Source organism: Cupriavidus sp. 96C5-1, from assembly GCF_057798855.1.
Genome location: NZ_JBYOJU010000005.1, coordinates 67,838 through 94,094, shown reverse-complemented (window position 1 = coordinate 94,094; position 26,257 = coordinate 67,838). Strand labels below are relative to the sequence as shown.

Annotated in this window: 21 protein-coding genes; 18 read left to right on the top strand and 3 right to left on the bottom strand. The window is 63.7% G+C overall.

Features of this window, described 5'->3' with window-relative positions:
- Positions 1 to 161: 161 nt before the first annotated feature.
- A complete protein-coding gene (locus AC3FOF_RS08835; protein ID WP_488726358.1) occupies positions 162 to 1,337 on the bottom strand; it encodes a YncE family protein in 1,176 nt (391 codons plus the stop codon).
- 568 nt (positions 1,338 to 1,905) lie between these two features.
- Here AC3FOF_RS08835 and AC3FOF_RS08830 point away from each other — a divergent pair.
- From AC3FOF_RS08830 to AC3FOF_RS08775, 12 genes are all read left to right on the top strand, one after another.
- Positions 1,906 to 3,492: an ABC transporter substrate-binding protein gene (locus AC3FOF_RS08830; protein ID WP_488726357.1), complete on the top strand. Its 1,587-nt coding sequence runs from the start codon at positions 1,906 to 1,908 to the stop codon at positions 3,490 to 3,492.
- A 441-nt stretch (positions 3,493 to 3,933) separates the two neighbouring features.
- A complete protein-coding gene (locus AC3FOF_RS08825; RefSeq protein ID WP_488726356.1) occupies positions 3,934 to 4,230 on the top strand; it encodes a hypothetical protein in 297 nt (98 codons plus the stop codon).
- Positions 4,231 to 4,636: 406 nt separating this feature from the next.
- Positions 4,637 to 5,650 (top strand): amino acid ABC transporter substrate-binding protein, encoded by a 1,014-nt coding sequence (locus AC3FOF_RS08820; protein WP_276266810.1) that lies wholly within the window; start codon positions 4,637 to 4,639, stop codon positions 5,648 to 5,650.
- A gap of 74 nt (positions 5,651 to 5,724) precedes the next feature.
- Positions 5,725 to 6,921 carry an amino acid ABC transporter permease gene (locus AC3FOF_RS08815; protein WP_488726355.1) on the top strand — a complete coding sequence of 399 codons (1,197 nt, stop codon included), beginning with the start codon at positions 5,725 to 5,727 and terminating at the stop codon, positions 6,919 to 6,921.
- 3 nt (positions 6,922 to 6,924) lie between these two features.
- Complete coding sequence (locus AC3FOF_RS08810; RefSeq protein WP_488726354.1) at positions 6,925 to 8,028, top strand: amino acid ABC transporter permease; 1,104 nt, start codon at positions 6,925 to 6,927, stop codon at positions 8,026 to 8,028.
- Between the two features lie 77 nt (positions 8,029 to 8,105).
- Positions 8,106 to 8,834 (top strand): amino acid ABC transporter ATP-binding protein, encoded by a 729-nt coding sequence (locus AC3FOF_RS08805; protein ID WP_430869617.1) that lies wholly within the window; start codon positions 8,106 to 8,108, stop codon positions 8,832 to 8,834.
- Between the two features lie 176 nt (positions 8,835 to 9,010).
- Positions 9,011 to 10,066: a sigma-54 interaction domain-containing protein gene (locus tag AC3FOF_RS08800; RefSeq protein ID WP_488726353.1), complete on the top strand. Its 1,056-nt coding sequence runs from the start codon at positions 9,011 to 9,013 to the stop codon at positions 10,064 to 10,066.
- Between the two features lie 173 nt (positions 10,067 to 10,239).
- Entirely contained in the window at positions 10,240 to 11,601 is a 1,362-nt protein-coding gene (locus AC3FOF_RS08795; protein ID WP_488726352.1) for an acyclic terpene utilization AtuA family protein, read from the top strand.
- 14 nt (positions 11,602 to 11,615) lie between these two features.
- On the top strand, positions 11,616 to 11,936 hold the full coding sequence (locus AC3FOF_RS08790) for a DUF4387 domain-containing protein (protein ID WP_017227150.1): 321 nt from the start codon (positions 11,616 to 11,618) through the stop codon (positions 11,934 to 11,936).
- Positions 11,937 to 12,040: 104 nt separating this feature from the next.
- Positions 12,041 to 13,012 carry a tripartite tricarboxylate transporter substrate binding protein gene (locus tag AC3FOF_RS08785; RefSeq protein WP_276266805.1) on the top strand — a complete coding sequence of 324 codons (972 nt, stop codon included), beginning with the start codon at positions 12,041 to 12,043 and terminating at the stop codon, positions 13,010 to 13,012.
- Positions 13,013 to 13,292: 280 nt separating this feature from the next.
- On the top strand, positions 13,293 to 14,639 hold the full coding sequence (locus tag AC3FOF_RS08780; protein ID WP_276266804.1) for a leucine-rich repeat-containing protein kinase family protein: 1,347 nt from the start codon (positions 13,293 to 13,295) through the stop codon (positions 14,637 to 14,639).
- 123 nt (positions 14,640 to 14,762) lie between these two features.
- Positions 14,763 to 15,617 (top strand): carbonic anhydrase, encoded by an 855-nt coding sequence (locus AC3FOF_RS08775; RefSeq protein ID WP_488726351.1) that lies wholly within the window; start codon positions 14,763 to 14,765, stop codon positions 15,615 to 15,617.
- A 206-nt stretch (positions 15,618 to 15,823) separates the two neighbouring features.
- On the opposite strand, the gene AC3FOF_RS08770 is transcribed toward AC3FOF_RS08775, so the two are convergent.
- Positions 15,824 to 16,747 (bottom strand): LysR family transcriptional regulator, encoded by a 924-nt coding sequence (locus AC3FOF_RS08770; RefSeq protein ID WP_017227146.1) that lies wholly within the window; start codon positions 16,745 to 16,747, stop codon positions 15,824 to 15,826.
- Positions 16,748 to 16,863: 116 nt separating this feature from the next.
- Here AC3FOF_RS08770 and AC3FOF_RS08765 point away from each other — a divergent pair, with 116 nt between their 5' ends.
- The 5 genes from AC3FOF_RS08765 (at position 16,864) to AC3FOF_RS08745 (ending at position 22,791) form a co-directional block, all read left to right on the top strand.
- Positions 16,864 to 17,952 (top strand): tartrate dehydrogenase, encoded by a 1,089-nt coding sequence (locus AC3FOF_RS08765; protein ID WP_488726350.1) that lies wholly within the window; start codon positions 16,864 to 16,866, stop codon positions 17,950 to 17,952.
- A gap of 147 nt (positions 17,953 to 18,099) precedes the next feature.
- Positions 18,100 to 19,455 (top strand): dicarboxylate/amino acid:cation symporter, encoded by a 1,356-nt coding sequence (locus AC3FOF_RS08760; RefSeq protein WP_488726349.1) that lies wholly within the window; start codon positions 18,100 to 18,102, stop codon positions 19,453 to 19,455.
- A gap of 18 nt (positions 19,456 to 19,473) precedes the next feature.
- Complete coding sequence (locus tag AC3FOF_RS08755; RefSeq protein WP_488726471.1) at positions 19,474 to 20,742, top strand: glycerate kinase type-2 family protein; 1,269 nt, start codon at positions 19,474 to 19,476, stop codon at positions 20,740 to 20,742.
- A gap of 15 nt (positions 20,743 to 20,757) precedes the next feature.
- Positions 20,758 to 22,176: a pyruvate kinase gene (gene pyk, locus AC3FOF_RS08750; protein ID WP_488726348.1), complete on the top strand. Its 1,419-nt coding sequence runs from the start codon at positions 20,758 to 20,760 to the stop codon at positions 22,174 to 22,176.
- 261 nt (positions 22,177 to 22,437) lie between these two features.
- Positions 22,438 to 22,791: a hypothetical protein gene (locus tag AC3FOF_RS08745; protein ID WP_488726347.1), complete on the top strand. Its 354-nt coding sequence runs from the start codon at positions 22,438 to 22,440 to the stop codon at positions 22,789 to 22,791.
- A gap of 101 nt (positions 22,792 to 22,892) precedes the next feature.
- Here AC3FOF_RS08745 and AC3FOF_RS08740 read toward each other — a convergent pair whose 3' ends face one another.
- Entirely contained in the window at positions 22,893 to 23,546 is a 654-nt protein-coding gene (locus tag AC3FOF_RS08740; protein ID WP_017227142.1) for an SOS response-associated peptidase, read from the bottom strand.
- A gap of 324 nt (positions 23,547 to 23,870) precedes the next feature.
- Between AC3FOF_RS08740 and AC3FOF_RS08735 the strand changes: the two genes are divergently transcribed.
- Entirely contained in the window at positions 23,871 to 25,970 is a 2,100-nt protein-coding gene (locus tag AC3FOF_RS08735) for a Na/Pi cotransporter family protein (RefSeq protein ID WP_488726346.1), read from the top strand.
- Positions 25,971 to 26,257: the final 287 nt, after the last annotated feature.

Here is a 26,257-nt window from a genome sequence, read left to right as displayed (position 1 = left end):
TCGCTGGATCGAACGGCAGAGATGGGTCGGTAGGAAACGAGCGCCGTTCCGCCCCCTCCGTGGACCGGAACCGGCCGGTTGCGGACGGTGACTCTCGCCCTGAAGCGGACGCTCGAGCGTCCCCGTCACCTTGGCAAGAGCGTCGCCCTATTGTACGGGCATCACTTCTGCGGCCTACCGACCCTGCCGTTGCACCATTGATCGCCAACGGCGACCAGTTTTCCCTTCGAGAACTTGACTTCCAGCAGCTTCTCGGTCTCGAGCGCCTGCCCGTTTTCGTCAGTCAGGCGGGCGATGATATGCTTGCTGGCGATATCGATCACGTCGCCGCTTGACGGGTACATGCGCTCTCCGTCGATACTGCAACTGAGCCAACCGACGGAGGTCCGTGTGGCGATGGACCTCTCGTATTTGGGTGGCATGCTCTTCGCGTCGAAGACGTGCACGAAGGGGTTCACGTCGGCGACCCATACCTCCCGTTCGTCCGGCGTGAGCGCCACGCCGTGCGTGCACGCGCCCTTGTGATCGTGATGATCTGTGAGACATGGGAACTGTCTCGGGGCCCGCACTTCGGCGATGACCTTACCGGTTCCGAGATCGCCGACCGCGACGCCGAGCAGGCCGTTCACGCTGGCGAAAACGAGTGTCTCCGCGCCATTGATCACGATAGGACGGACGCGCGCGCTGAACGGGCCGATCTCGCTGATAATCTGAGCGCGTCTCGCATCGGCGACGAAGATGATCGGGCTCTCGGGCACCAGATAGACGCGATCGCCTCGCGGGGAGAAAACCGTATTGTGGCTGCGTGCCGCTGCTGGAATCACCGTGATCAGTTGACCGTTTAGCGCGCTGACGACATTCCAGGCAGGATGATCCAGAGCAGGCACATAGAGAATCTGGCTGTCTGGGGAGATGTCTGGGCGGTCGCAACACCAGCCGTCATATGCCTGCATCCACAACAGCTTATCGGTTTCGAGATCGAGTGCGACCAACCGGTTGGTCTGGGCGACATAGAGCATCCGCGTCGCCACGCTTGCGACGATGCCCTTGGAGAGCTCCGGCGGCCGGTTTCGCAGGGTCGGCAGCGAGATGCGCTTGACGAACTTGAATCCATGGTCAACATCGAACACGACTATCCCGTCGCCACCCTTCTCAAAATGGTTGCCGACGCCCGGCACTGCCGCATAAAGGTAGGTTCCATCCATGACAGGCGCAGGATTCTCCCGGGCATTGGCTCCAGGCGCCGCCACGGCGACAGCCAGGGCCGCCGTTACCGATGCCAGCCGGCACGCATGTTGAGCCCATGAGTGCAGCATGGCGCTAAACGGATTGCGCAAGTGGATCCCCTTCACGAGGCGTTGTTGTCCCACCATCAGCTTAGGCGATTCGACTTCACATGGGGCTTACCGCGCAAGCAGACGCGACTTCGCTATGTGCGGCGTCGAACGTCCGGAACAACCAGGCACCGGGTGGCCAACGTGAGCGGGTGGAGAACCATTTACCTTGAAAGTTGCCGCCAGGTCTGCGCGGGGTCGAACGGCGGCAGTGGGTCGATCGGCGACCCTTTGAAGAAGTGCAGACTTGATCTCCCTTCCCGGCCACAGCAGTTGCCAATTCCGAAGTTCGCCGACTTCGCTGAACGCCTACCCCATCGGTAAGGCACTTCCTCCCTCGCTGTATAGCCCTGTCAAGACCGGTACATCGGGTGCCCCAACGCACAGCAGTTCTGTGGTTGTGTGTACTAGGACACGGTACAGATTCCCACTTTCGCATGACTATTGCAGAATCTAGCCATAAGTGAGGCATTGGTGAAGGAAGTGCTGCGCGCCTACGGCAATGGTTAAAGCAGTCGGCGACCTCTTCGCCGCACGGTCACGTCCAATGTCTTACAGGGAGGACTACACGATGTCCCTTTGCACACTGAGGAAGGCATTTGGTGCTATCGCGGCGGCGGGCCTAATGAGCCTTGCGCTGGTCGGTTTGGCACAGGCCGCGGACCTTAAGCTGGCCATGAGTTCGGCGCCGACCTCCATGGATCCACACTTCTACAACCTTTACGCGAACAACAACGTGGCCGCGCATGTTTTCGATACCGTGGTGTCGAGGGACGCGGACAGCCGCATCATCCCGGGTCTTGCCGAATCCTGGAAACTGGTCAACGACTTAACTTGGGAATTCAAGATCCGCAAGGGCGTGAAATTCCATGACGGCTCAGAGCTGACCACCGAGGACATTGCCTGGTCGCTGGACCGCCCAGCCACCATCCAGAACAGTCCCGGCAAGTTCGACGTCTATACCAAGGCGATCGTCAACAAAAAAGTGATCGACAGGTACACCATCCAGCTCACCACGGAACAGCCGTATCCGCAAATATTGAGCGACCTCACGGCGATCTCGATCGTGCAGAAGATTGCCACGCAGGGGCTGACCTCGGACGATTTTGCGCACGGCAAGGGGATGATCGGCACGGGGCCGTTCAAGTTTGTCAGCTATGCGCGCGATGACCGGGTCGAGTTGGTGCGCAACCATGACTACTGGGGCCCCAGGCCAGCATGGGAAGCGGTAACGCTGCGCTTCATTCCCAATCCGGCCACGCGGCTGGCCGCCCTGCTCTCCGGCGACGTGCAGGCCATCGAGAACGTGTCAACGCCCGACTTGCCCAAGGTTCGCAACGATCCAAGGTTGACCTTCTTCTACAAGATCTCGCACCGCGTGATCTACCTGTACGTCGATGCCAAGCGTGACAAGTCGCCCTATGTGACGACTCGGGAGGGCCAGCCGATGGACAAGAACCCGCTGAAGGATACGCGGGTGCGCAATGCCATCAGCATGGCCATCAACCGGCAGGGCATCAAGGACCATCTGATGGAAGGCCTGTCAGAGCCTACCAACAACCTGGTGCCGTCCACTCTGTTCGGCTACAACCCGGACCTCAAGACGGTCAAGTACGAGCCGGAGCGGGCCAAGAAACTGCTGGCCGAAGCCGGCTACCCCAACGGCTTCGGCTTGACGCTCCATACTCCGAACAACCGCTATGTCAACGACGAGCAGATTGCCGAGACCATTGCGCAGAACCTCACGCGTATCGGCCTCGTGACCAAGGTGGAAGGCATGCCGATGGCCACGTACGCGTCCAAGGGCATCAAGCACGAATGGTCGTTCGGGCTGAGCGGCTGGGGCGCGCAGACCGGAGAAGTCAGTTCGCCGCTGCGCGCGTTGCTGGCCTGCGAAGACAATAAGAAGGGCTTCGGGACATACAACTGGGGCGAATACTGCAATCCCAAGATGGATATCGTGCTGGAGAAGGCGCTGGCAACCGTGGATGACAACAAGCGATCCAAGCTACTTCAGGAGGCGACCGAAATTGCCCTCAACGATGGCGGTATCATCCCGATCCACCTGCAGGTGACTACCTGGGCCACGCGGAAGGGCATTATCTATGTGCCCCGTACTGACGAGCGGACCCTCGCCTATTTCTTCAAGCCGCAGTAAGGAAGGTCGCGTGGTTTGCGATGATCCCAGCATCGGTCATTCGATAAACGAAGCACGAACGGCAGAGATGGGGATAACGGCCTATCCTCGACCCATGCAGCCGACCGACTGAAACAAGGAGCACCGTCTCGCCTCGCGCCAAGGGCGAATACCAAGCGCCTAAATCGCCCTCATATTTCTGATTCAACAATCTGGCACATTCCAGAAACACCCATACCACTATCCTCGCGGTACACTCCCACGGTCGCTGCAACCACAGCGACCGGGATTGGAAGCCCGCACAGAGGCGGACGACGCCACCGCTCGGCGTTTCATTGACGGGAGACCGCACCATGCGCCTCTTTGCACCCGCCCATCCCAAACCATCGCCGGCATGCGCCGCTTGCTCCGTTCCCAACGCCCTCCTCCACCAAGCGCAGGCGATGCACAAGGAGGCCCCCAATGGATAAATCCCGCCAGCACACCCGCCACGGCCTCACCGCCGAGTACCGCAACGCGGATATCTATCTGAGCGCGCGCATGCCCTGCGAAACCCCGCTGAGCCTGGCCACCGAGAAATCGGCGCAGCTCTACGCCCTGCTCTTCCTGGCCTGCGACAACGCCGAAGCCGGCGTCTTCGGCGACCTGAACGCGGAGATCCAGAACCGCGTGCTGACGCTGGCCGCCGGGCTGGCGCATGAGGCCATGGTGTTGAGCGAACTGGCCGCGCAGTGCGAGGCCGAGGCGCCTGCGGCGTAGCCGTCAAGGCGGGAGCCGATGGCAAGGCCGGCTCCCGCCGGCCGATCGCGGCGAGAGACCGCACCCAGCACACTCGAGTCGCGCCGCGCAAGGGAGGCGAGACTGGCCCGCAGCGCTTGGAGTCCACCGTTGGCGCCAGCCGCCTGCATGGCCAAACTACCTTCTTGCGAAAGCGTCTTCGCTATTCTAGCCTTATAAACAGTGAGAACTATGGTGCGCTTGTTCGCGCGTCCTGGCCTGGCAATATGACTCATCTGTACCGCGCCGGCGGACTCGCGTCTTCCTTGCGGTGGCAGCGGTGTGGCGGGACAAGCCGGCACATGCGGTGCCATCTTGCGGGCTTTCTTGATGCGTCCGCGCGCTGTTGCCTGCTCAATGAATCTGAACCGCGGAGGACGTGATGCGTATGCGCAGCGCAATCGTAGCCGCTTCGATGGTGGCCTTCGCCATCGCGGCCGGCACGGCCCACGCCGGGGCGACCTTCGACGCCGTGAAGAAGAAGGGCTTTGTCCAATGCGGCGTGAACACCGGCCTCCCGGGATTCTCCGTCGCCGACGAGAAAGGCGTCTGGAAGGGCATCGACGTGGACGTTTGCCGGGCCATTGCGGCTGCCGTCTTCGGCGACGCCTCCAAGGTGAAGTTCACGCCGCTCACCGCCAAGGAGCGATTCACCGCGCTGCAGTCCGGCGAGGTCGACGTCCTCTCGCGCAACACCACGTGGACGTTGAACCGCGATGGCGCGCTGGGCATTGTCTTCACCGGCATTACCTACATTGACGGACAGGGTTTCCTCGTGAAAAAGAAGCTTGGCGTGAAATCCGCGCTCAAGCTCGACGGTGCGACGGTGTGCGTGGGATCGGGAACGACCACGGAGCTGAACCTGACGGACTATTTCACGCTCCATAAAATGAAGTTCAAGGCCGTCGTCTACGACACGTCGGATGAAACCGAGAAGGCATTCGCGGCCGGCCGTTGCGATGTCCTCACCAGCGATCAGTCCCAGCTCTATGCACTGCGCATCAAGCTCGCCGATCCCGACAGCGCCGTCGTGCTTCCTGAAGTGATCTCCAAGGAGCCGCTGGGCCCGGCGGTGCGCCAGGGTGACCAGGAGTGGTTCAACATCGTACGCTGGACCCTGTTTGCGATGTTGAACGCCGAAGAGCTGGGCGTGAGTTCGGAGAACGTCGACCAGATGAAAGCGAGCAAGAACCCGGACGTAAGGCGCCTGCTGGGCGTGGAGGCCATCAAGCACGGTTTGGGCGTCTCCGACGACTGGGCCTACAAGGTCGTGAAGCAGGTGGGCAACTACGGGCAGGTCTTCGAGCGCAATGTCGGCTCCGGCAGCCCGCTCAAGATCGCTCGTGGCCTGAATGCGCTGTGGACCAAGGGCGGCCTGCAGTATGCCCCGCCGATTCGCTAAGCGCCCTCTTCCCGTCGCACGGCGCCGCGCCCGCCTGCCGGATTCCGGCCAGGAATGCGAGGCGACCCCGGAACATGGCCCAGACAAAGGACCCCGCTGAAGCGCCGCCGACGCGGCCGCCGCCCTGGAACGATCCCCGGATCCGGGCGATCGCGTTCCAGGTGCTGGTGAGCGCTGGCGCCGTCGCGCTCGCGGCCTACCTGGTCCGCAACCTGATGCACAACCTCGAGATGCGCGGCATTTCGACGGGCTTCGGCTTTCTCTCGAACCGGGCGGGCTTCGCCATCAACCAGGCGCTGATCGCCTACAGCGAGGAGTCGTCGACTTACGGGCGTACCTTCGTCGTCGGCCTGCTCAATACCCTGCTCGTTTCCGGGCTGGGTATCGTCTTCTCCACCATCCTCGGCTTTATCGTCGGCGTGGCGCGGCTTTCCCGGAACTGGCTGGTGGCAAAGCTGGCGCTGGCCTATATCGAGATCTTCCGCAACCTCCCGCTACTCGTCCAGATTCTCTTCTGGTATTTCGCCGTCTTCCTGAACCTGCCGGCGCCCGGCGAGGCGCTGCACGCCGGGGATTCGGTCTTCCTCACGCTGCGGGGACTGTACCTGCCGCGCCCGCAGGCGCAGGCCGGATTTGGCTGGACGGTAGCCGCGCTCGTTGCGGCGCTGGTGGCGTCCGTCGCCCTCGCGCGCTGGTCGCGGTACCGCCAGGAGCGCACCGGCAAGCGCTTCCCGGCGTATCTTGCTTCCGTCGCCTTGCTGGCCGGCGTGCCGCTCGCCGCGTTCGTCCTCACCGGCCGGCCGCTGCAATGGGTGAAGCCCGAGCTTGCGGGCTTCAATTTCACCGGCGGCATTGCCGTGACCCCGGAGCTCGCCGCGCTGCTGGTGTCGCTCTCCATCTATACCGCCGCCTTCATCGCCGAGACGGTGCGTGCCGGCATCCTCTCGGTGTCGCTCGGGCAGACGGAAGCGGCCTATGCGCTCGGATTGCGCCCGGGCTGGACCTTGCGGCTCGTGATCATCCCGCAGGCGATGCGAGTGACGATCCCGCCGCTCACAAGCCAGTACCTGAACCTCACCAAGAACTCCTCTCTCGCCACGGCGATCGGATATCCCGACCTGGTGTCGCTCTTTGCCGGGACCACCCTGAACCAGACGGGCCAGGCCGTCGAGGTGATGTCGATGACCATGGCGGTCTATCTCGTCATCAGTCTCGTGATCTCGATGCTCATGAACTGGTTCAACGCACGGATGGCGCTGGTGGAGCGCTAGGCCATGACGACGCACCGGCAATCCCACGCCGACCTGCCCCCGCCGTCCGCCTCGATGGGGGGCCTCGGCTGGCTGCGCAAGCATCTCTTTGACTCGCCCCAGGACGGCGCGCTCACCCTGCTCGCGCTCTACCTCCTCTATCTTGTGGTGCCGCCGCTGGTCGAATGGGCGCTGATCAAGGCCGACTGGAGGGGTACCCACAGCGGGGCCTGCTCCCGGGCAGGCGCGTGCTGGGCCTTCATTCACGTGCATCTCAACCAGTTCATGTACGGCTTCTATCCGGTCGCCCAGCAGTGGCGGGTCAACCTGGCGATCGCGTTGCTCGTGGTGCTCGTCGTGCCGCTGTTCTTCAAGCGCTTTGCGCTGAAGCGGTGGCTGGGCGCCGTGCTCCTCCTGGTCTATCCCGTTGTCGCGTTCTACCTTCTGGTCGGCGGCCGGTTCGGCCTGAGCCATGTCGAGACGAACAAGTGGGGAGGACTGACGCTCACGCTGGTGATCGCCATCGTCGGCATGGTGGCCGCCCTGCCGCTCGGCATCCTCCTCGCGCTCGGCCGGCGCGCCGCGAGCATGCCGGTTCTCAAGGCCCTGTGCGTGGCGTTCATCGAGCTGGTGCGCGGGGTTCCGCTCATCACTGTGCTCTTCATGTCTTCGGTGATGCTGCCCTTCTTCTTGCCCGAAGGACTGAACTTCGACAAGCTCCTGCGCGCCCTGATCGGCGTAGCGCTGTTCGCCTCCGCCTACATGGCGGAGGTGGTGCGCGGCGGCCTGCAGGGTATCCCGAAGGGCCAGTTCGAGGCCGCGGCGGCGCTGGGCCTGGGCTTCTGGAAGTCGACCGCGCTGGTCATCCTGCCGCAGGCGCTCAAGCTGGTGATCCCGGGGATCGTCAACACGTTCATCGGGCTCTTCAAGGACACGAGCCTGGTGCTCATCATCGGCCTGTTCGACCTGCTCGGCAGTATCCAGGCCGCCAATGCCGACGCCAACTGGCTGGGGTTTTCGACCGAGGGATACCTGTTTGCGGGATGCATCTACTGGGTCTTCTGTTTCAGCATGTCGCGCTACAGCCAGTGGCTTGAGAAGACGCTGCAAACGGGCCACAAGCGCTGAAGTCCGATGAGGAGACGCACATGAATGCCGTACCAGCCGCCGGCCCGGCGGCGAACGCTGCGAGCGCCGGCCCGGCCATGGTCGAACTGCACGGCGTGCACAAGTGGTACGGCAAGTTCCATGTGCTCAAGGACATCGACCTGAGCGTCGCCAAAGGCGAGCGTATCGTCATCTGCGGGCCCTCGGGCTCGGGCAAGTCCACCATGATCCGCTGCATCAACCGTCTGGAGGAACACCAGCGCGGCAGGATCGTAGTCGACGGCGTGGAACTCACCAGCGACGTGAAGAACATCGAGAAAGTCCGCTGCGAAGTGGGTATGGTGTTCCAGCATTTCAATCTCTTTCCACATCTCACGGTCCTGGAGAACTGCGTGCTGGCGCCGATGTGGGTTCGCAAGACGCCGCGCAAGGCTGCGGAGCAGGCCGCGATGGAATACCTTGAGCGTGTGCGCATCCCGGAGCAGGCGAAAAAATACCCTGGGCAGCTCTCCGGCGGCCAGCAGCAGCGCGTGGCGATCGCGCGCAGCCTTTGCATGCGCCCCAAGGTGATGTTGTTCGACGAGCCCACCTCGGCGCTCGACCCGGAGATGATCAAAGAGGTGCTCGATGTCATGGTGGGGCTCGCCAGGAGCGGGATGACCATGCTCTGCGTGACGCACGAGATGGGCTTTGCGAAGACGGTCGCCAATCGCGTGATATTCATGGATGGCGGCGAGATCATCGAGGAAAACGAACCCGAAGCGTTCTTCATGCACCCGCAGCATGACCGAACGAAGCTGTTCCTGAGCCAGATCCTCGATCACTGATACCGCACCAGCCGCCTGCCGGGTGCCACAATGCCCATGCGTCAGTCTCGGGAGGCCCGCCCTGCTGCCGGTCCGCCGAGCCACACGCCGGAATAGGTTATCTTTGCGCAGATGACTGACTTCAACGTTGCGGTCGCTGGAGCCCTCCCCGCTTCCGGTGGCGGCTCCCATACTCGATGACGAACGAACCTTCTCGCCTGCAGCTCATAGGGGAACACCCGGCTATCGCCGCCCTGCGTGAACTGATCGCCCGCGTGGGCCGCAGCCAGGCAAGCACCATCCTGATCTATGGCGAGACCGGGACCGGCAAGAGCCTTGTGGCTCGCATGCTGCATGCCCAGTCCAATCGGGCCGCGCGGGAGTTCATCGATATCAACTGCGCTGCGATACCCGGCCAGTTGCTCGAATCCGAACTGTTTGGCCACGAGCGTGGTTCGTTCACCGGAGCGGTCAGCAAGAAGGAGGGGCTGATCGAGGCGGCGAACGGCGGCACGGTGTTCCTGGATGAAGTCCGCGAGCTGGATCCGGTAATGCAATCCAAGATCCTGACGCTGCTGGACACGCGGCGTTTCCGGCGGGTCGGCGCGGTGCGTCCTATCAGCGTCGATGTCCGCTTTATCGCCGCGACCAACAAGATCCTGCTGAGCGAGGTCAAGGCCGGCAAGTTTCGCGAGGACCTGTACTACCGCCTGCAGGTGATCGCCATCAATATCCCGCCGCTGCGCGAGCGCGGCGACGACATTTTCCTGCTCGCAAGCAACGCGCTGACGAAATATAACGCGCAGTACGGCAGCCGGATCCAGCGGCTGGATCCTGAGGTGGAACGCATCTTCCGTGCGTACCGGTGGCCGGGCAACGTGCGTGAACTCGAAAACCTGCTCGAACGCATCTGCCTGCTGGAAGAAGGCGATTGCATCCGGCCGGACCATTTGCCGGCCCGCATCCTGCGGGACGTGATGCCCCACTCGGCCGAGCCGGACGACCCGGCATCGCTGCCGGCCACCATGAACGGAGCACTGTACCCGCCCCCGGCATCCGGGCCTGCGCAGGATTATCACGATGCCACGGCGCATTTCCAGCGCGCGCTGATCGCGCAGACACTGGTCTCGTGCCGGCAGAACCTCGGTTCGACGGCCGAGAGACTCGGGTTGAGCCGGCACGCACTACGGCACCAGATGGCGAAGCTGGGCTTGCTGGCCTCGCCAGGGGGAAACAATGAGGAGAGCGAGTGAAATTCACGCAATCGGCGTCAAAAATTTGCGCGCAAAACACGCATAACGCGAGGCCGCACTATCCAAGTCATTGAAAAATAAAGGTTTTGCAATGATCTGCGTGATGGCATGAAACCTGCGAAGAATGATTCGTCAGGCCCCGCTCGGGGAAGACACCATCTGGAGAACATTGCATGCAGTCGCTGAAGATCATTTGCCCCAATGGCCATCTCGGCTTTGCGCCTTTGCGCACCGAGAGCTTTCGAATGGGGGTGGAGGCGGGCCCCGACTACATCGCCGCCGATTCGGGCAGCGATGACGTCGGCCCGGTGCCGCTCGGGTCGGACACCTCGACGAGCCCCGAAGCGTGGCAACGCCACGATCTTGAGCAAATGCTGCTGGCGTCGCGCCGTCTCGGTGTGCCGATGATCATCGGCTCGGCCGGCGACACCGGTTCGAATAGCCGCGTAGACCTGTACGTACGCATCGTCAGCGAACTGGCCCGCCGGCATGAGCTGAAGAAGTTCCGGCTCGGCTACTTCTATTCCGAAGTGGACAAGGCCTTCCTCCGCGAGACGATGCGGCGCGGCGGTGAGGTGCGCGGGCTGGATGGCTTTGCCGACCTGACGGAGAGCGAGCTCGACGCGACCGACCGTATCGTCGCCATGGCCGGCGTGCATCCTTATATGGCACTGCTGCGCCAGGGCGCTGACGTGATCATCGGCGGGCGCAGTTCGGATGCCGCCCTCTTTGCCGCCCCGGCGTTGCATCACGGCTTTTCCGCCGACCATTCGTATTACCTGGGCAAGGTGCTCGAATGCGCGTCGTTCTGTGCGGAGCCTTATGGCGGCAAGGAAACCGTGATGGGCGAGATATCGCATGAGGACGTCCAGGTCACGGCGATGCATCCGGAGCAGCGTTGCACTGTCGCCTCGGTATCCGGCCACGCGATGTACGAGCGCTCCAATCCGTACGAGGAGTTCGTCGCCGGGGGCAAGCTGGACATGACGCATTGCCGCTATGAGCAGGTCGGCGAACGCACCACACGTATTACCGGTTCGCGCTTCATCGGAGCGGATGCGGTCCGGGTCAAGCTGGAAGGGGCCGGGAAAGTGGGTGAGCGCTACGTTGGCCTGTGCGGTATCCGGGACCCCTACACCATTGCCAACGTGGACCGGGTGATTGCGTGGGCACGCGAGCAGGTGCGCGCGCGCTTCGGCGACAGCGGCTATGAACTGCACTACAGCGTGTACGGCCGCGACGGCGTGATGGGCGAGCTGGAACCGCTACGCGACCAGCCCGGACACGAGCTCTGTTTGCTGGTCCAGGGCGTTGCGCCCACCCGTGAGATGGCAGAGGAGGTGACGATGATCGGCTTGCGCCAGATGTTCTATGCGCGCCTGCCCGATGTGAAGGGCACGGCCGGATCGGTGTCGTTCCCTCTCGATGAAGTCCTGCATGCCAGCGCGGCCTACCGCTGGACGCTGAACCACACGGTGGAGGTAGAGGATCCCATGGCTTTGTTCCCCACGCATCTGATCGAAGTGGGCATTTGAGACAGGAGCAGCACATGACAACGCAAAAACTGCATCAACTCGCCAAGACGATCCGCAGCAAGAACGCGGGGGTCAACAAGATCACGTTCGACATCATCTTTCGGGAGGCCGCCGAATACGAACGCGTCAAGCGCTCCCGCGTACTAAACCGCGAAAGCATGGCCGCGCTCTACCGGATCCCCGTCGAGCGGATCTCGGATTTCGTCGAATACGATCCGGCCTACGCAATCAAGTTCACCATCTATCGCACCCGGCCCAGCGGCAGCGCCGGCGATGGCGATATCTTTGGCGCCCAGCAGTACGCGCCCTTGCTGAATCTGGATATTCCGGCCTAGGCAAGCGCATCGGCGGCTTCATTCCATGGGATCCCGGGGCGGCAGGCGCCCTGCGTCCAGCCCGGCACAGCCATACCGCTCCACCAACGAGACAGGTGCACTGAATGCGAAAAATGTTAGCCCGTATCGCGCTGCTGTTTGCCGCGATGTCTGCAGTAACCTCCGTGGCGGTCCACGCCGAGCCCAGGCTGCCGCCCTTGATGAAAATCGTCGTGCCGTTCTCGCCGGGCGCGAGCAACGACGTGATCGCGCGTGCGATTGCGCCGGCGCTTGCAAAGCGCCTGGGAACGACGGTCATCGTGGAGAACCGGCCCGGGGCCGCGGGCGTCGTCGGCGCTGACTGGGTTGCCAAGGCGCCTCGCGATGGATCGGTCCTGCTGTTGACGTCCTCGACCTTCCTGACCGCCGCCGCCACGCAGCCCCACTCGCCCTACGATCCGCTTGCCGCGTTCGCGCCGGTATCCATGGTCGCCGAGGGGCCGTTGTTGCTGGCGGTCTCGGCGTCGACGCGGATCAGGTCGACGGCCGACCTGATTGCGGCGGCGCGTGGGAAACCGGGCGCGCTGACCTACGGCTCGGCGGGGATTGGCTCCCTGGCGCAACTGGCGACGGAGCTGCTTTGCGACACCTCGAAAATCCAGATGATGCACGTGCCGTACAAAGGCGCCTCCAATGCGCTGATGGATCTGGCGGCAGGGCAAATCGACGTGATGATGTCCAACTACAGCTCGCTCGTCACCCAGTTGCAGTCGGGCAAGGTAAAAGCGCTGGCCGTGACCTCGGGGCACGCCAACCCGGCGTTTCCCGAATTGCCGCCGCTGGCAACGTCGGTGCCCGGCTATGCGCTTGAAATCTGGGTTGGCCTGCTTGCCCCGGCGGGTACGCCCGCGCCGTTGGTCCAGCGGCTGAATCGCGAGATCAACGAGATTGCTGCGTCGCAGGATGTCCGTGTCGTGCTGGAGCGGGATGGCTCCATTCCCAAGGCAATGAGTCCGGCGCAATTCGGCGTGCGCATGCAACAGGATCTGGCGCAGTGGAAGCGCATCGCTACCGACAGGAAGATCGTGGTCGAATGACTGGCGGACAGAGGGCGGCGGTGTCGACCTGGAAAGCGTCGACACCGCTCAAATCGGGGGATGGCCGGTATTCGCCAGGAGTCCGCCGCACTCCTCGTTGAGCACAGGATTTCAAGCCGGAATCCCTTGTCAACAAGCGGCTTGGGCACGTGCCGATCAACCGGATACGTACCCGGAACCGTACCCGAAGGCGCCAGGCCGTTGGTTGCCGGAAAGCGATCCCAGTAGAATAGACGCGATTGGCCCAACAATCACCGGCTACCGGATATCACTTTCCACTGTGACAACATCACTTGAACAACTGCAGGCCGGACAACTCGCGGGTGCCCGGCAGATCAAGCTCGCTTGCGGGTTGACCGAATTTCCGCGCGAGATCTTCGATCTGGCCGAGACACTGGAAATCCTTGACCTGTCCGGCAATGCGCTTTCGATGCTGCCGGATGATCTGCCGCGGCTGACCAGATTGCGGATCCTCTTCGCCTCCAACAACCGGTTCACTGAACTGCCCGAAGTACTGGGGGCGTGCCCGCAGTTGAGCATGATTGGTTTCAAGGCAAATCGCATACGCAAGGTTTCCGGCAGATCGCTTCCGCAGCAGCTTCGCTGGTTGATCCTGACGGACAACGAGATTGAAGCGCTGCCAGCGGAAATCGGAAACTGTTCGCGGCTACAGAAGCTGATGCTTGCCGGCAACCGGTTGCGCACGTTGCCCGCGGAAATGGCCGCGTGCGCTCGACTCGAACTGGTGCGTCTTTCCGCCAATCGGCTAAGCGGGTTGCCCGGGTGGCTGGTGCGCTTGCCGCGGCTGGCGTGGCTGGCGTATGCGGGCAATCCCCTCAGCGCGGCGCTGGAAGCGACAGCGTCAGCCGGTACGCCGGTCGATGATATCCACTGGGAGGCGCTGGCGCTCGAGCAGAAGCTGGGCGAGGGTGCGTCGGGCATCATCTATCGCGCGCGGCAAATTCCGCGCGATGGTGATGGGTCAACGCCTGTTGCAGTCAAGCTGTTCAAGGGTGCCGTGACGAGTGACGGTTTGCCGGACTGCGAGATGGCCGCCTGCATGCACGCCGGACAGCACCCGAATCTGATCCAGGTCAGGGGAAAAGTGCAAGGCCATCCGATGGACGAGCATGGTCTCGTCATGGCGCTGATCGATCCGGAGTTCACCAACCTTGCGGCACCGCCGAGCCTGGCGTCCTGCACACGCGATATCTACGGGGCCGACGCCCGCTTCGATCTGGCTTCGGCGGTGCGGATTGCGCATGGAATCGCTTCGGCGGCCTGCCATCTGCATCAGCGAGGCATCATGCATGGCGATCTGTATGCGCACAATATCCTCCATTGCAGCCAGGGGCGCGCCTTGCTGGGGGATTTCGGCGCGGCGTCTCTCTACGATGTCAATGACAGGGAACTCGGGCTTGCATTGCAGCGGCTGGAGGTTCGGGCGTTCGGTCATTTGCTTGAGGAACTGATTGAGCGGTGCGAGGTGGGAACGTCGTCCGATACGGGCGAGCTTGAAGAACTCAAGATGGCGTGTTTGAGCGAAAGAATCGAGAGCAGGCCTTTGTTCCCGGCCATTGCTGCCAGGCTGCTGGCCTGCTCGGCCTTGTTGCCGGCGGAGCCATGATTGCGCCAATTCGGCCGAACGCGCCGGTTGGCTCCGGGAAGGCTCGATACCTGGTTCCAACCTATCGTGCAGGGCACCTTCCGGTGCGCGAGCCGGGAAAACGGACTGGACGGATAGCAAAGGTTGTCCTACAAAGAAGAACGACTGCGGCTACGGCGTGACTGGAGATGCCGGCGCGCTTCGGGAAGCATCCGCGGCAAGCGTGTGTTTCGGTTTCGGCTTTCCGATGAACCAGGCGACGACGGAGGCAATCGGATGTGCGATCTGTGCGGTGACGCGCGGCATGCGGCTCAAGTATCGCGCCGCGATTTTCTGAGAACCGGCGCAGTCGCGGCGCTGGCACCATGGAGCATCGGCGCAGCCATGGCGGCCGATCCGCCTGCGCCGAACGTGATCGCGCCCGCGGATGCGTTGAAGCGGCTGATCGACGGCAACGCGCGCTATGCCGCCAACATGCCCAACGAACGCGACTTCTCGGCGGGGCGGGCCGCCCGCGCGCAGGCGCAGTACCCAATCGCCGGGATCTTGAGCTGCGCCGATTCTCGCGTCGCGCCGGAACTGGCTTTTGACCAGGGGCCCGGCGATCTGTTCGTCGTGCGCGTCGCGGGCAACATCCTGAATCCCGACCTGCTGGCCTCGCTCGAATATGGCATCCAGTTCCTGGGGACCCCGCTGGTCCTGGTGCTCGGCCACACGGGATGCGGCGCAGTCGATGCCGCGATCAAGGTACTGAAGGCCAAGGCCGTCCTGCCGGGCCGTTTGCCCGAGCTCATCGCGGAGATAAAGCCCGCGGTGATTGCCGCGCAGAAGGCGAAATCCGGCGACTTGCTCGATAACGCGATCATCGAGAACGTGCGGCGGCAGGTGAGCAGGCTGAAGAACTCACCACCGGTAGTCCAGGAGCGCTATGCCGCCGGGAAGATCGACATCGTCGGTGCGGTCTACGATCTGCAGACGGGAAAGATCGCGCTGGCCTGACACCGTGCGCTGCCGGGCCGAACCGATGGCATGCGCGGCAACGCCGGCCATCTCCTGTGGGTCGGATTCCGCCGTTTCCATGACAGGTCCTTCTCGGCCCGAGACGGGCATCTACGTCGAAAACCGGCAATTGATCGAAGCCATCCCCGGCCGGTCCGCGCGCAGCGGTGCGAAAGGGATGGCGTGGCAATCGAGGTCCTCCCCTCCTATCTGCCAAACTCACTGAACCTCGACGCCAGGAACTCCACAAAAAGCCGGATTCGCGAGGAGAGTTGATGTCGTTGCTGGTACACCGCATAGATGCTCGCCTCCGGCGTCGAATACTGCGGCAGAACCTGTACGAGCCGGCCGCTGCGCAAGTAGCGCTCGATGTCCCACTCGGCACGCATCACGATGCCGTGGCCCTCCAATGCCCAGTTCACGGCAATCTCGCCGTCGTTGGTGGTGAGGTTGCCGCGCACACGGACAGACTCAGTGCGCTGCCTGGCGCCCTTGCCCGAGGTCAGCCGCCACACGCCATAGGCATCGCTGCCCTGACGGATGCCGATGCAGTTGTGGCGCGCCAGATCCATCGGCGTCTGCGGGACGCCGTGATCGCGCAAGTACTTCGGCGAGGCGCAGAGCAGACGCCGATTGGGCGCCAGCAGCTTGGCCACGATGCGCGCATCGGGAGGCTCGCCAAACCTGACGCAAACATCGAATGCATCTTCCGTCAGCGGTGGCGGATCCGCCGACAACTGCAATTGCACGTCGACGTCCGGGTATGCCCTGCTGTACTCGGAGATGACCGGCGCCACATGCATGCGGCCAAAGCCGAGCGTGGCATTGACCCGGAGCAGACCGCTCGGCCGCCCCTTGGCCCTGGTCAATAGCTGGTCGAGGTCGTCGATCTCGCCAAGGATCCTCCGGGCGTGCTCCAGGAAGACCTCTCCCTCCGGCGTGAGCCCCATGCGCCGCGTGGTGCGGATCAGCAGCGGCATGCCGAGCCGCGACTCCATCTGGGCAAGCCGCTTGCTCACCGCCGCCGTCGTGATGCCCAGGTCCCGGGCGGCGGCGCTCAGGCTGCCCGCCGTCGCCACCGAGGCGAAGAAGCCCAGCTCGGCGGGCTGTATGCCATTGCTCGCACCCATGACATCTTTAATTTCAAGTTAAGAATGGTTTAACTTTAGCGACGATCCGAAACCCTGTCCATGGGCAAGAATCCACCTCACGCAATTCAACGGTGATCCAGACCAGGAGACAAAAGATGAAGACGTACAAGATCGCGACGATTCCGGGCGACGGCATTGGCAAGGAGGTGGTCCCGGCCGGACGCGAAGTCATGGAGGCATTGACCACCGCTGGCGCCGGCTTGCGCTTCGAGTTCGAGAACTTCGGATGGGGTGGTGACTACTACCGCCAGCACGGCATGATGATGCCTGAAGACGGCCTCGACGCACTCCGCGGCAAGGATGCGATCCTGTTCGGCTCGGCCGGCGACAACCAGATCCCGGACCACATTACCCTGTGGGGGCTGCGCCTGAAGATCTGCCAGGGCTTCGATCAATACGCCAACGTGCGCCCCACCCGCATACTCCCCGGCATCGACGGCCCGCTCAAGCGCTGCGCGGCCGAAGACCTGAACTGGATCATTGTGCGCGAGAACTCCGAAGGGGAATACTCCGGCGTGGGCGGCAGGGTGCACCAGGGGCACCCCATCGAGGCCGCGACCGACGTCTCGATGATGACCCGCGTGGGCGTGGAGCGGATCCTTCGCTTCGCGTTCAAGCTCGCCCAGTCGCGGCCGCGCAAGCTGCTGACCGTCATCACCAAGTCCAACGCGCAGCGCCACGCGATGGTGATGTGGGATGAAGTGGCCTTGCAGGTCTCCAAGGACTTCCCGGACGTGACCTGGGACAAGGAACTGGTGGACGCCGCCACGGCGCGCATGGTGAACCGCCCGAAAACACTGGACACCATCGTCGCCACCAACCTGCACGCGGACATCCTGAGCGACCTGGCGGCGGCGCTGGCGGGCAGCCTGGGTATCGCGCCGACCGGCAACATCGATCCGGAACGCCGCTACCCGTCAATGTTCGAGCCGATCCACGGCTCCGCCTTCGACATCATGGGCCGCGGCCTGGCCAATCCCGTTGGCACTTTCTGGTCGGTGGTCATGCTGCTGGAGCATCTGGGCGAACAGCAAGCCGCACAACGGGTGATGAGCGCCATCGAAGCTGTCACCGCCAACCCCGCGCTGCATACCCGCGACCTTGGCGGCACGGCCACCACGGCGGAAGTGACCAAGGCAGTCTGCGACTACCTGGCCGCCGGCCGGCAAGCCGAGGCCGCCTGACCGGCGCCTGGCGCAGTCCATACCGTCCGGCATCGCCCGGGCGGCATCTGGCGGGCCCGGTCGCGGCCCGCCCTGCCCTGCGGACGAAAAGTACAGCCTTCAGAGCTGGTCAGCAGGCGCATCCCATCGACCGAGCAGGAGACAGCAATGATTCGAAAAATTCTGGGAAAGCTGTACGTCCAGGTGTTGATTGGCGTAACGGCGGGCGTCGCCCTGGGCGTCCTGGCTCCGGACATCGGCAGTGATTTCAAGCCGTTGGGCGATGTCTTCATCAAGCTGATCAAGATGGTGTTCGCTCCGATCATCTTTGCCACGGTGGTGCTCGGCATTGCCCGGATGGAAAGCATGAAGGAGCTGGGGCGCGTGGGCGTGCGGGCCCTGCTTTACTTCGAGCTGCTCTCCACCTTCGCGCTGGCCCTGGGCCTCATCGTCGTCAATCTGGTCCAGCCTGGCCGTGGCATGAACATCGACGCCGCCCACCTCGACACCAAGGCGATCGCGAACTACACGCATGCCGCGGAGAAGCCCCACACCTTCATCGAGTTCCTGATGAACATGGTGCCGACCAGCATCATCGACGCGCTCGCCAAGAACGACATCCTGCAGATCCTGGTGTTTGCCACCCTGTTCGGCATCGCGTTGTCCCACATCGGCCCGCGCGCCAAACCGGTGGTCGAATTCCTGGACTCGTTCACGCACGGCATCTTCTCTGTGGTCGGCATGATCATGCGCCTTGCCCCGCTTGCGGCATTCGGTGCGATGGCATTCACGGTGGGCAAGTATGGCCTGGGCTCGGTGGTCTCGCTGGGCAAGCTGATGGGCACGATGTACATCACCTGCGCCCTCTTCGTGGTGCTGGTGCTGGGCGGCGTGGCGCGCATCGCCGGCTTCAGCCTGTGGAAGTTCCTCCGGTACATCAAGGATGAATTGTTCACGGTGCTGGGCACCAGCTCGTCGGAGTCCGTGGTGCCGCAACTGATGCGCAAGCTCGAGAATGCCGGCGTGTCCAAGCCCGTCGTCGGCCTGGTCGTGCCGTCCGGCCTGACGTTCAACCCGGACGGCCAGTGCATCTACTACACGATGGCGGCCATCTTCATCGCCCAGGCCACCAACACGCCGCTGACGCTGACCGACCAGATGGTGGTGCTAGGCGTATTGCTGCTGACGTCCAAGGGCTCCGCGGGCGTGACGGGATCGGGCTTCATCACGCTGGCGGCCACGCTCGCGTCGCTCGGCAAGATTCCCGTTGCCGGCATGGTGCTGCTGCTCGGCGTGGACCGTTTCATGTCGGAGGCCCGGGCCATCACCAACACCATCGGCAATGCCGTCGGCACGCTTGCCATTGCCAGGTGGGTGGGCGCCGTGGACCAGCGGCAGCTCCAGGATGCCCTCGACGGCAAGCTCGCCGGCGACACCGAAGCCGTCGGCGACAAGGCCGGCGTGGAAACGGCCGGGGCCCGCCTGGCACGCGTGACGGATGCGCAGGCCTCCCTCCCTCACTGAGTCCAGCCAATCATGACCATGCAAGCTGACCAGGCTCGCGCCCTGCTGCGCGACATGTTTCGCGCAGCGATCGACGCCGCCCAGCCCGGCCGGACGCTGGCCCGGCATTTGCCGCCGCCGCCCAAGGGCCGGACCATCGTCATCGGCGCCGGCAAGGCCTCCGCCGCCATGGCCAGCGCCTTCGAGGCGGCGTGGCCGGGACCGTTGGAGGGGCTCGTGGTGACGCGCTATGGCTATGCCGCCGACTGCTCACGCATCGACATCGTGGAGGCGGCACACCCGGTGCCGGACGAAGCGGGCTTCCACGCCGCGCATCGCATGCTCGAGCTGGTGTCGAACCTCACCGAAGACGACCTGGTGATCTGCCTGATCTCCGGTGGCGGCTCCTCACTGTTGCCGCTGCCGCTGCCCGGCATCTCGCTGGAAGACAAGCAGGCCATCAACCACGCCCTGCTGAGATCGGGGGCCACCATCACCGAGATGAACTGCGTGCGCCGCCACCTCTCCGCCATCAAGGGCGGCCGGCTTGCGGCGGCCTGCCACCCGGCGCGGGTCTGCAATCTGCTGCTGTCCGATGTGCCGGGCGACGATCCCATCGACATCGCATCCGGCCCGACGGTGCCGGACCCGACGACCTGCGCCGACGCCATCGCCATCATCCGGCGCTACGGCATCGACGTGCCCCCGCACGCGCTGACCGTGCTGGCGTCCGGTGCGGCGGAAACCGTCAAGCCGGGCGACCCGCGGCTGCCTGAGATCCGCAGCACGCTGATCGCCACCCCGCGCATGGCACTCGAAGCGGCCTCGCGGGTGGCGCGGGACGCCGGCCTCCCCGTCCATATTCTCGGCGATGCCATCGAGGGCGAAGCGCGCGACGTGGGCAAGGTGATGGGGGGCATCGCCCTGGAGGTGGCCAGGCATGGCCAGCCCTTCACCGCGCCCTGCGTGCTGCTGTCCGGTGGAGAAACCACCGTCACCGTCCGCGGCAAAGGACGCGGTGGCCGGAACGTGGAATACCTGCTGTCGCTGGCCCTTACGCTGCGCGGCGAAGCCGGCATCCATGCCATCGCCGGCGATACCGATGGCGTGGACGGACTGGAGGAAATCGCCGGCGCCATCACCGGGCCGGACACGCTGGCTCGCGCCTGGCAGCTCGGCATCCGGCCGCACGATGCTCTTTCCGACAACGACGGCCATGGCTTCTTCGAGGCGCTCGGCGACGCCGTCGTGACCGGCCCGACCCTGACCAACGTCAACGACTTCCGCGCCATCCTGATTGCGCGGTGATTTGGGAGTAACAACATGAGACGCCTTCGCAACGCCAAGATCGTGGCAACGCTGGGACCGGCAAGCACGGCTCCCGAGGTCATCGACGCGCTGTTTGAAGCCGGCGCCGACGTCTTCCGGCTCAACTTCAGCCACGGCAGCCACGAGGACCACAGGCAACGGCTCGATACCATCCGTTCGGTCGAGCGCGAGCGCGGCCGCCCCATCGGCGTGCTGCTGGACCTGCAAGGGCCCAAGCTGCGGATCGGCACCTTTGCCGACGGTCCGATCCAACTGGAGGCGCAAGCGAAGTTCCGCCTGGACCTGGACCGTGACATGCCCGGGTCCACAAGCCGGGTCAGCCTGCCGCATCCGGAGATCTTCGCCGCGCTGCACGAAGGCACCGAACTGCTGCTCGACGACGGCAAGGTGCGGCTGCGTGTCGACCAGTGCGGAGCCGACTTCGCGGAGACCACGGTGATGAACGGCGGCACGCTTTCCGATCGCAAGGGCGTCAACGTGCCGGGCGTCGTGCTGCCCTTGTCCGCGATGACCGAGAAGGACAGGCGCGACCTCGATTTCGGCCTGACGCTTGGCGTGGATTGGATCGCCCTGTCGTTCGTGCAACGGGCGGAAGACATCCAGGAGATCAAGGACATCGTCAAGGGCCGCGCCGGCATCGTGGCCAAGCTGGAGAAGCCCGCCGCCATACAGAGCCTGGAAGCGATCGTCGCCGCAGCCGATGCCGTGATGGTGGCGCGTGGCGACCTGGGCGTGGAGATGCCGGCGGAACTGGTGCCCTCGCTGCAGAAGCAAATCGTGCGCGCGTGCCGCAAGGCAGGCAAACCAGTGATCGTGGCCACCCAGATGCTCGAATCGATGATCGCCTCGCCGGTGCCGACGCGTGCCGAGGCCTCGGACGTGGCCACCGCCGTGTACGACGGCGCCGACGCCGTGATGCTGTCGGCCGAGTCGGCCTCCGGGCGCTATCCCGTGGAGGCGGTCAGGATGATGGACAGCATCATCACCCGCACGGAATCGGACCCGCTCTATCACGACGCCATCCAGGCCTCGCACACCCCGCCGCGAGCGGAAGCCGCGGACGCGATCGGCTACGCGGTGCGGCATGTCGCAAGCCTGCTGAAGGTGCCGGCAACGGCCGCCTACACCAGCTCCGGCTACTCGGCGCTGCGCATGGCGCGGGAGCGGCCCGAGGTCCCGATCCTCGGCATGACGCCGCGGATCGCCACCGCGCGGCGGCTGGCGCTGGCCTGGGGCGTGCATGCCGTGCTGTGCCATGAGGTGATCGATGTGCTGGAGATGACCGAGCTAGCCTGCCGGACCGCGCTCAAGGAAGGGTTCGGACAGGCCGGCGAATCCATCGTGATCTCGGCCGGACTGCCCTTTGCCGTTGCCGGAACAACCAACCTGCTGCGCATTGCGCAGATCCAGTAAGGAAGCCAAATGCCAACCATCCAGGAAGTGCCCGGCTACGAGATGCCCGATATCGGGCCGGCCGGGGATGTGTGCTCAGCCGCGCGACACCGGCTGCCATAGGGCAGTCGGACCTGCGCGCCAGGCCTGTGAGCTGGAGGAATGTTGCAAGTAGTAAGCCCGATATACAAAAAGAACCCGATCGATCACACTTGCCGGGTTGACTGGCGGTCTGCGGTCCTAAATTCAATGGGAGTAGCTGCATCACAGCGGAGCTACATCATGTTGCGGGTATCGGTGCTGTTTCTAATTCTTCTGGCCTTGCGCGTGTTTTACTTGCATCGGCACGTTGCGGCCATGGTATTGGTTCGACGCGACGCTTCGGGATGGTTCACGCACGAGTTGCGCCGGCGCGTCTTATTGGTGGCGGTTCCCGGACATGTTTCCACGTACCCCGTTCCGAGGGAGGAGCGCGTCCGTGTCGTTCGGGTCGCCGGACTGGTTCTCTGGCACAAGGAACTCAGCATTGCGCTGCCGAACGAGGCATGTTCGCATCTGAGCGATATTTCTCCGCAGGAATTCGATGCCCGCTTTCCAAGCTGGCTGCAATTGGGTCCTCCAGGGCGCGGAGCTTAGCGCGGGGCCGCCATGCGGCGGTCTGGGTGGCGCTTGAGAATGCGATGGATCATGAACGAGCGGGGCCATTGTGGCGCGTGGTGCGCGCTACCGAGGCAATGTCACGCCTTCTCTTTGATGATCTGCGGCGCCGGCTCTGCAGCCATCCGTTCTGCTGGGTAGGGCCGCATGAAGCTGCGCGCCAGATCCGGATCCCGGCATGTCAGCCAGTCATCCCATTCCGACCTCGGCACGATCACAATCATCCGTTTTTCCTTGCCTGGCGCATGGAAGCGATTCATCAACGGGTGTTTGTCTGAGTTTACCGTCAGCATGGTGAAGCTGAATACCTCGGCACCGGCCTCGCGCGGCCAGGCCCGCCATAGCCCCGCGATCGCGAAATCAGGTTCGTCCCTTAGCCAGATCCGCCAGCGGACCGGCTTGGCGCCGCCCTCGTAGTTGGGTTCGTAAAAGCTGGTAGCCGGCACGAGACACAACAGACCGTTCGCCCACGCGCCAGCGAATGATCGCTTCTCGCGAATCGTCTCTGATCGCGCATTGGTTGTCTCGAAATTCTTTGCGCCCGGCTGAATGCGGGATTTCGGGATCATGCCGAAGGTGCCTAGCAAAGCCTGGCGTTTGCCATTCCGATTTGCCCGGATGATCGGTGCTGCATAGTCCGGCCAGGTCTCTGGCGGATAGTCGGGCGGCGGTGGCAAAACGCCGTAGACGTCGCGCAGCAGCTGGCGTTGGATCGGGGCGTAGTTGTTGCACACGGCCAGTCCTCCCTGTTGTCTCGGCAAGGGTATCCGCTCTTCCCAGGATACTCCTTCTCCCTGGCCTCCCCTTGGGTGGCACGTATGTCGCGGCTTCGGGCCGAAAAGGAATGGGCAGCGCCCCACCTTTTGGGGGGGCGCTGGGAACCTTGCTTGCGCACTGGTACAGTGCCAGCATGCGCAAGGGAATCCGATAGGTCCAGCTGTCCCGCTGTCCGATCTGTGCGGCCGGTGGCTGGGCGCGGCGACGTCTTGCCGCGATAACGCGACAGGCCGGCGGTGAGAGTCACACGGGCAACTGTTTGGTGTCGAGGGTCCGGAATCATGACATTTTCGTACACGCTGATCGATCTCGCTGGCTTTGTTGCGCTGCTGCTGTTGGGTACCCAAATGGCTCAAACCGGCATACAGCGCGCATTCGGTGCGGGCCTCCGATCACTGTTGGGAGGCGCGCTGCGCGGGCGGCTCGGCGCCTTCTTCGGCGGAATGGGTGTAACGGCAGTGTTGCAGAGCAGCACGGCGACCGGACTCATTACTGCCGGCTTCGCTGCCGAAGGGCTCGTCGGACTTGTCCCGGCCCTTGCCGTCATGCTCGGCGCCAACGTCGGCGCAACATTGCTCGTGCAACTGCTGTCATATGAGGGGGTCGAGACCGTCTCGCCGGCCTTGATCCTCGTTGGCGTGCTGATGTTCCGCAAGGCATCGAACGCGCGCGCGCACGATCTGGGTCGCATGCTCATAGGCCTGGGCTTGATGCTGCTCGCCTTGCACCAGTTGCTCGAGTTGATGACGGATTACGAGGATGCCCCCAATCTCCGCATGCTGCTGGGCGCCGCCTCCACTGTGCCGCTGGTCGATGTTCTGCTGGCGGCCGGCTTGACCTGGGCTGCAAATTCGAACGTCGCGATCGTCCTGCTCGTCACGGCGCTTTGCGCGCAGAACGTGGTTCCGCCCAACACGGCTTTTGCGCTGGCCTTGGGTGCGAACCTGGGCACCGCGATCAATCCCGTGCTGCAAGCGACCGCGCCGAACGATCTGGCATCGAAGCGATTGGCGGTCGGCAATCTGCTCACGCGGGCAGTCGGTGTCGTGGTGGCACTCGCAGCGCTTCGGCCGATTGGTAGCTTCATGGTCACGATCGAACCGGACAATGCGCGTGTGGTTGCCGATTTTCACACGCTGTTCAATCTGGTTCTCGCCGGCCTGTTCCTGCCGTTGCTTTCTCCCTTCGCAAACCTGCTAACCCGGCTATTGCCGCCGCTGGTGGAGGCTGCCGACCCGTCGCGGCGGTTTCACCACGATCCGGCCGCGAGGCGGATTCCGATGGCGAGGTTCGACAACATGGCGCGCGAGGCACATCGCTTGACGGATGTCCTTGGCCAGATGCTGCCGGGCACCCGTGCCGCGCCCATGGAACGCGACCGGAAGCGCATCGCCGAGGTGTGCCAGCGTGACGATATTCTGGATAGCCTGAATAGCGCGACCAGGACCTACCTGACGCCTTTTGATCCCGGGCCGCTTGGGGAGAACCACCATCGGCGCGTTCCTGAGAGAGGGGACGCGACGTATGGTGAACAGAGGGATGGATTCGAAATAAGGGAGCGCCGTGGCCACACGCTCGAACTCGTTGGCGCTGCTGGCGAGACGCAGGCGTATCACCCTGCAAAGTCACTGTGGCTCACCTTGCAGGACCTCCAGGTCGTCCAACAACTAGAGCCTGCGGGGGGAGACGCGCAGTCAACGCTTTCTACCTACATCCACGGGACCGCGTCTTTCGACGACTGTCGCCTGTCCATTATTGGCGAATCCGAGAATAGTACGCGTACGGTCCAGGTTTCTTTTGCCGCCCGGGAAATCAACACAGCGGATGGGCAAGGCCTTCGCGAATGGCAAGAGGAACTCGGCATTGCCCTCTCCGACATCCCACTTGGCACCGCAAGGCTCGGTTATAACCGCTCGGACCGTGAGATGCAGGAACCGGACCAGTGGTGGGCGTCGTGCCTGGTGCCAGCAAGCAGCTTGCAGGCGTTGTCCGAGGGTGTTGCCGACGGACGCCTTACTGCTGTCAAGGTTGGGCTATGCCTGAGGGGCGCCTACATTTCCGAGCAGGTTGTGGCTGACTCTCCCGGGGAGTCATGTGTTTACCTCAGGCCGGGTAAAAGCGGCAACACCATGGAGTCGCCGGAAATCGCAGATGGATACGTTGTTCATCTCTCGCTGGATCTCACGAAAGTCAGCTTGCGCGGGCTCGAACAGAACGAGAGTGCGCACCATGGCCTGGCGCTACAAGAGCAGATAAACCTGACCGAGGCCGATGCCGTCAGCGTGCTGGTGGAGAAGCTCGGCACCCTGGTCGCCAGTTTGAAATGGCTTGCCGCGCTTGTTGCGCTCTTGGTTGTCGTTTTCGCATTTAAGAACCGATGATCGGGTGTGCCGCAAGAATCACAGGTTGTACCAGGAGAAGTTCCCGCCCCTACGACCACTGCCGGAGCGCTAGCCGACTCCAGGTCGTCGGCAGGAGATTGCACGCCCGATGGCGTCAATCCGGCTGACCATTGCGCTGGAGGCCCAGCCACGGACCTCTGCCTGGCTTGGCGCAATATTTTCCGTTTTCCGAAGCGACCGCAATAACAGCACCACGTCAACGTGGCGATGCCCGTGCCGGCGGGCCACCCCGTGCTAGGATGGGCGCTCCCCAAAGCAGCCGCCCC

Coding starts and splice junctions, on each gene's coding strand:
- AC3FOF_RS08820 (WP_276266810.1), top strand. CDS start 4,637: ATGCGCAGCGCAATCGTAGCCGCTTCGATGGTGGCCTTCGCCATCGCG.
- AC3FOF_RS08755 (WP_488726471.1), top strand. CDS start 19,474: ATGCAAGCTGACCAGGCTCGCGCCCTGCTGCGCGACATGTTTCGCGCA.
- AC3FOF_RS08830 (WP_488726357.1), top strand. CDS start 1,906: ATGTCCCTTTGCACACTGAGGAAGGCATTTGGTGCTATCGCGGCGGCG.
- AC3FOF_RS08815 (WP_488726355.1), top strand. CDS start 5,725: ATGGCCCAGACAAAGGACCCCGCTGAAGCGCCGCCGACGCGGCCGCCG.
- AC3FOF_RS08825 (WP_488726356.1), top strand. CDS start 3,934: ATGGATAAATCCCGCCAGCACACCCGCCACGGCCTCACCGCCGAGTAC.
- AC3FOF_RS08805 (WP_430869617.1), top strand. CDS start 8,106: ATGGTCGAACTGCACGGCGTGCACAAGTGGTACGGCAAGTTCCATGTG.
- AC3FOF_RS08770 (WP_017227146.1), bottom strand. CDS start 16,747: ATGGGTGCGAGCAATGGCATACAGCCCGCCGAGCTGGGCTTCTTCGCC.
- AC3FOF_RS08745 (WP_488726347.1), top strand. CDS start 22,438: ATGTTGCGGGTATCGGTGCTGTTTCTAATTCTTCTGGCCTTGCGCGTG.
- AC3FOF_RS08800 (WP_488726353.1), top strand. CDS start 9,011: ATGACGAACGAACCTTCTCGCCTGCAGCTCATAGGGGAACACCCGGCT.
- AC3FOF_RS08790 (WP_017227150.1), top strand. CDS start 11,616: ATGACAACGCAAAAACTGCATCAACTCGCCAAGACGATCCGCAGCAAG.
- AC3FOF_RS08760 (WP_488726349.1), top strand. CDS start 18,100: ATGATTCGAAAAATTCTGGGAAAGCTGTACGTCCAGGTGTTGATTGGC.
- AC3FOF_RS08735 (WP_488726346.1), top strand. CDS start 23,871: ATGACATTTTCGTACACGCTGATCGATCTCGCTGGCTTTGTTGCGCTG.
- AC3FOF_RS08795 (WP_488726352.1), top strand. CDS start 10,240: ATGCAGTCGCTGAAGATCATTTGCCCCAATGGCCATCTCGGCTTTGCG.
- pyk (WP_488726348.1), top strand. CDS start 20,758: ATGAGACGCCTTCGCAACGCCAAGATCGTGGCAACGCTGGGACCGGCA.
- AC3FOF_RS08785 (WP_276266805.1), top strand. CDS start 12,041: ATGCGAAAAATGTTAGCCCGTATCGCGCTGCTGTTTGCCGCGATGTCT.
- AC3FOF_RS08810 (WP_488726354.1), top strand. CDS start 6,925: ATGACGACGCACCGGCAATCCCACGCCGACCTGCCCCCGCCGTCCGCC.
- AC3FOF_RS08765 (WP_488726350.1), top strand. CDS start 16,864: ATGAAGACGTACAAGATCGCGACGATTCCGGGCGACGGCATTGGCAAG.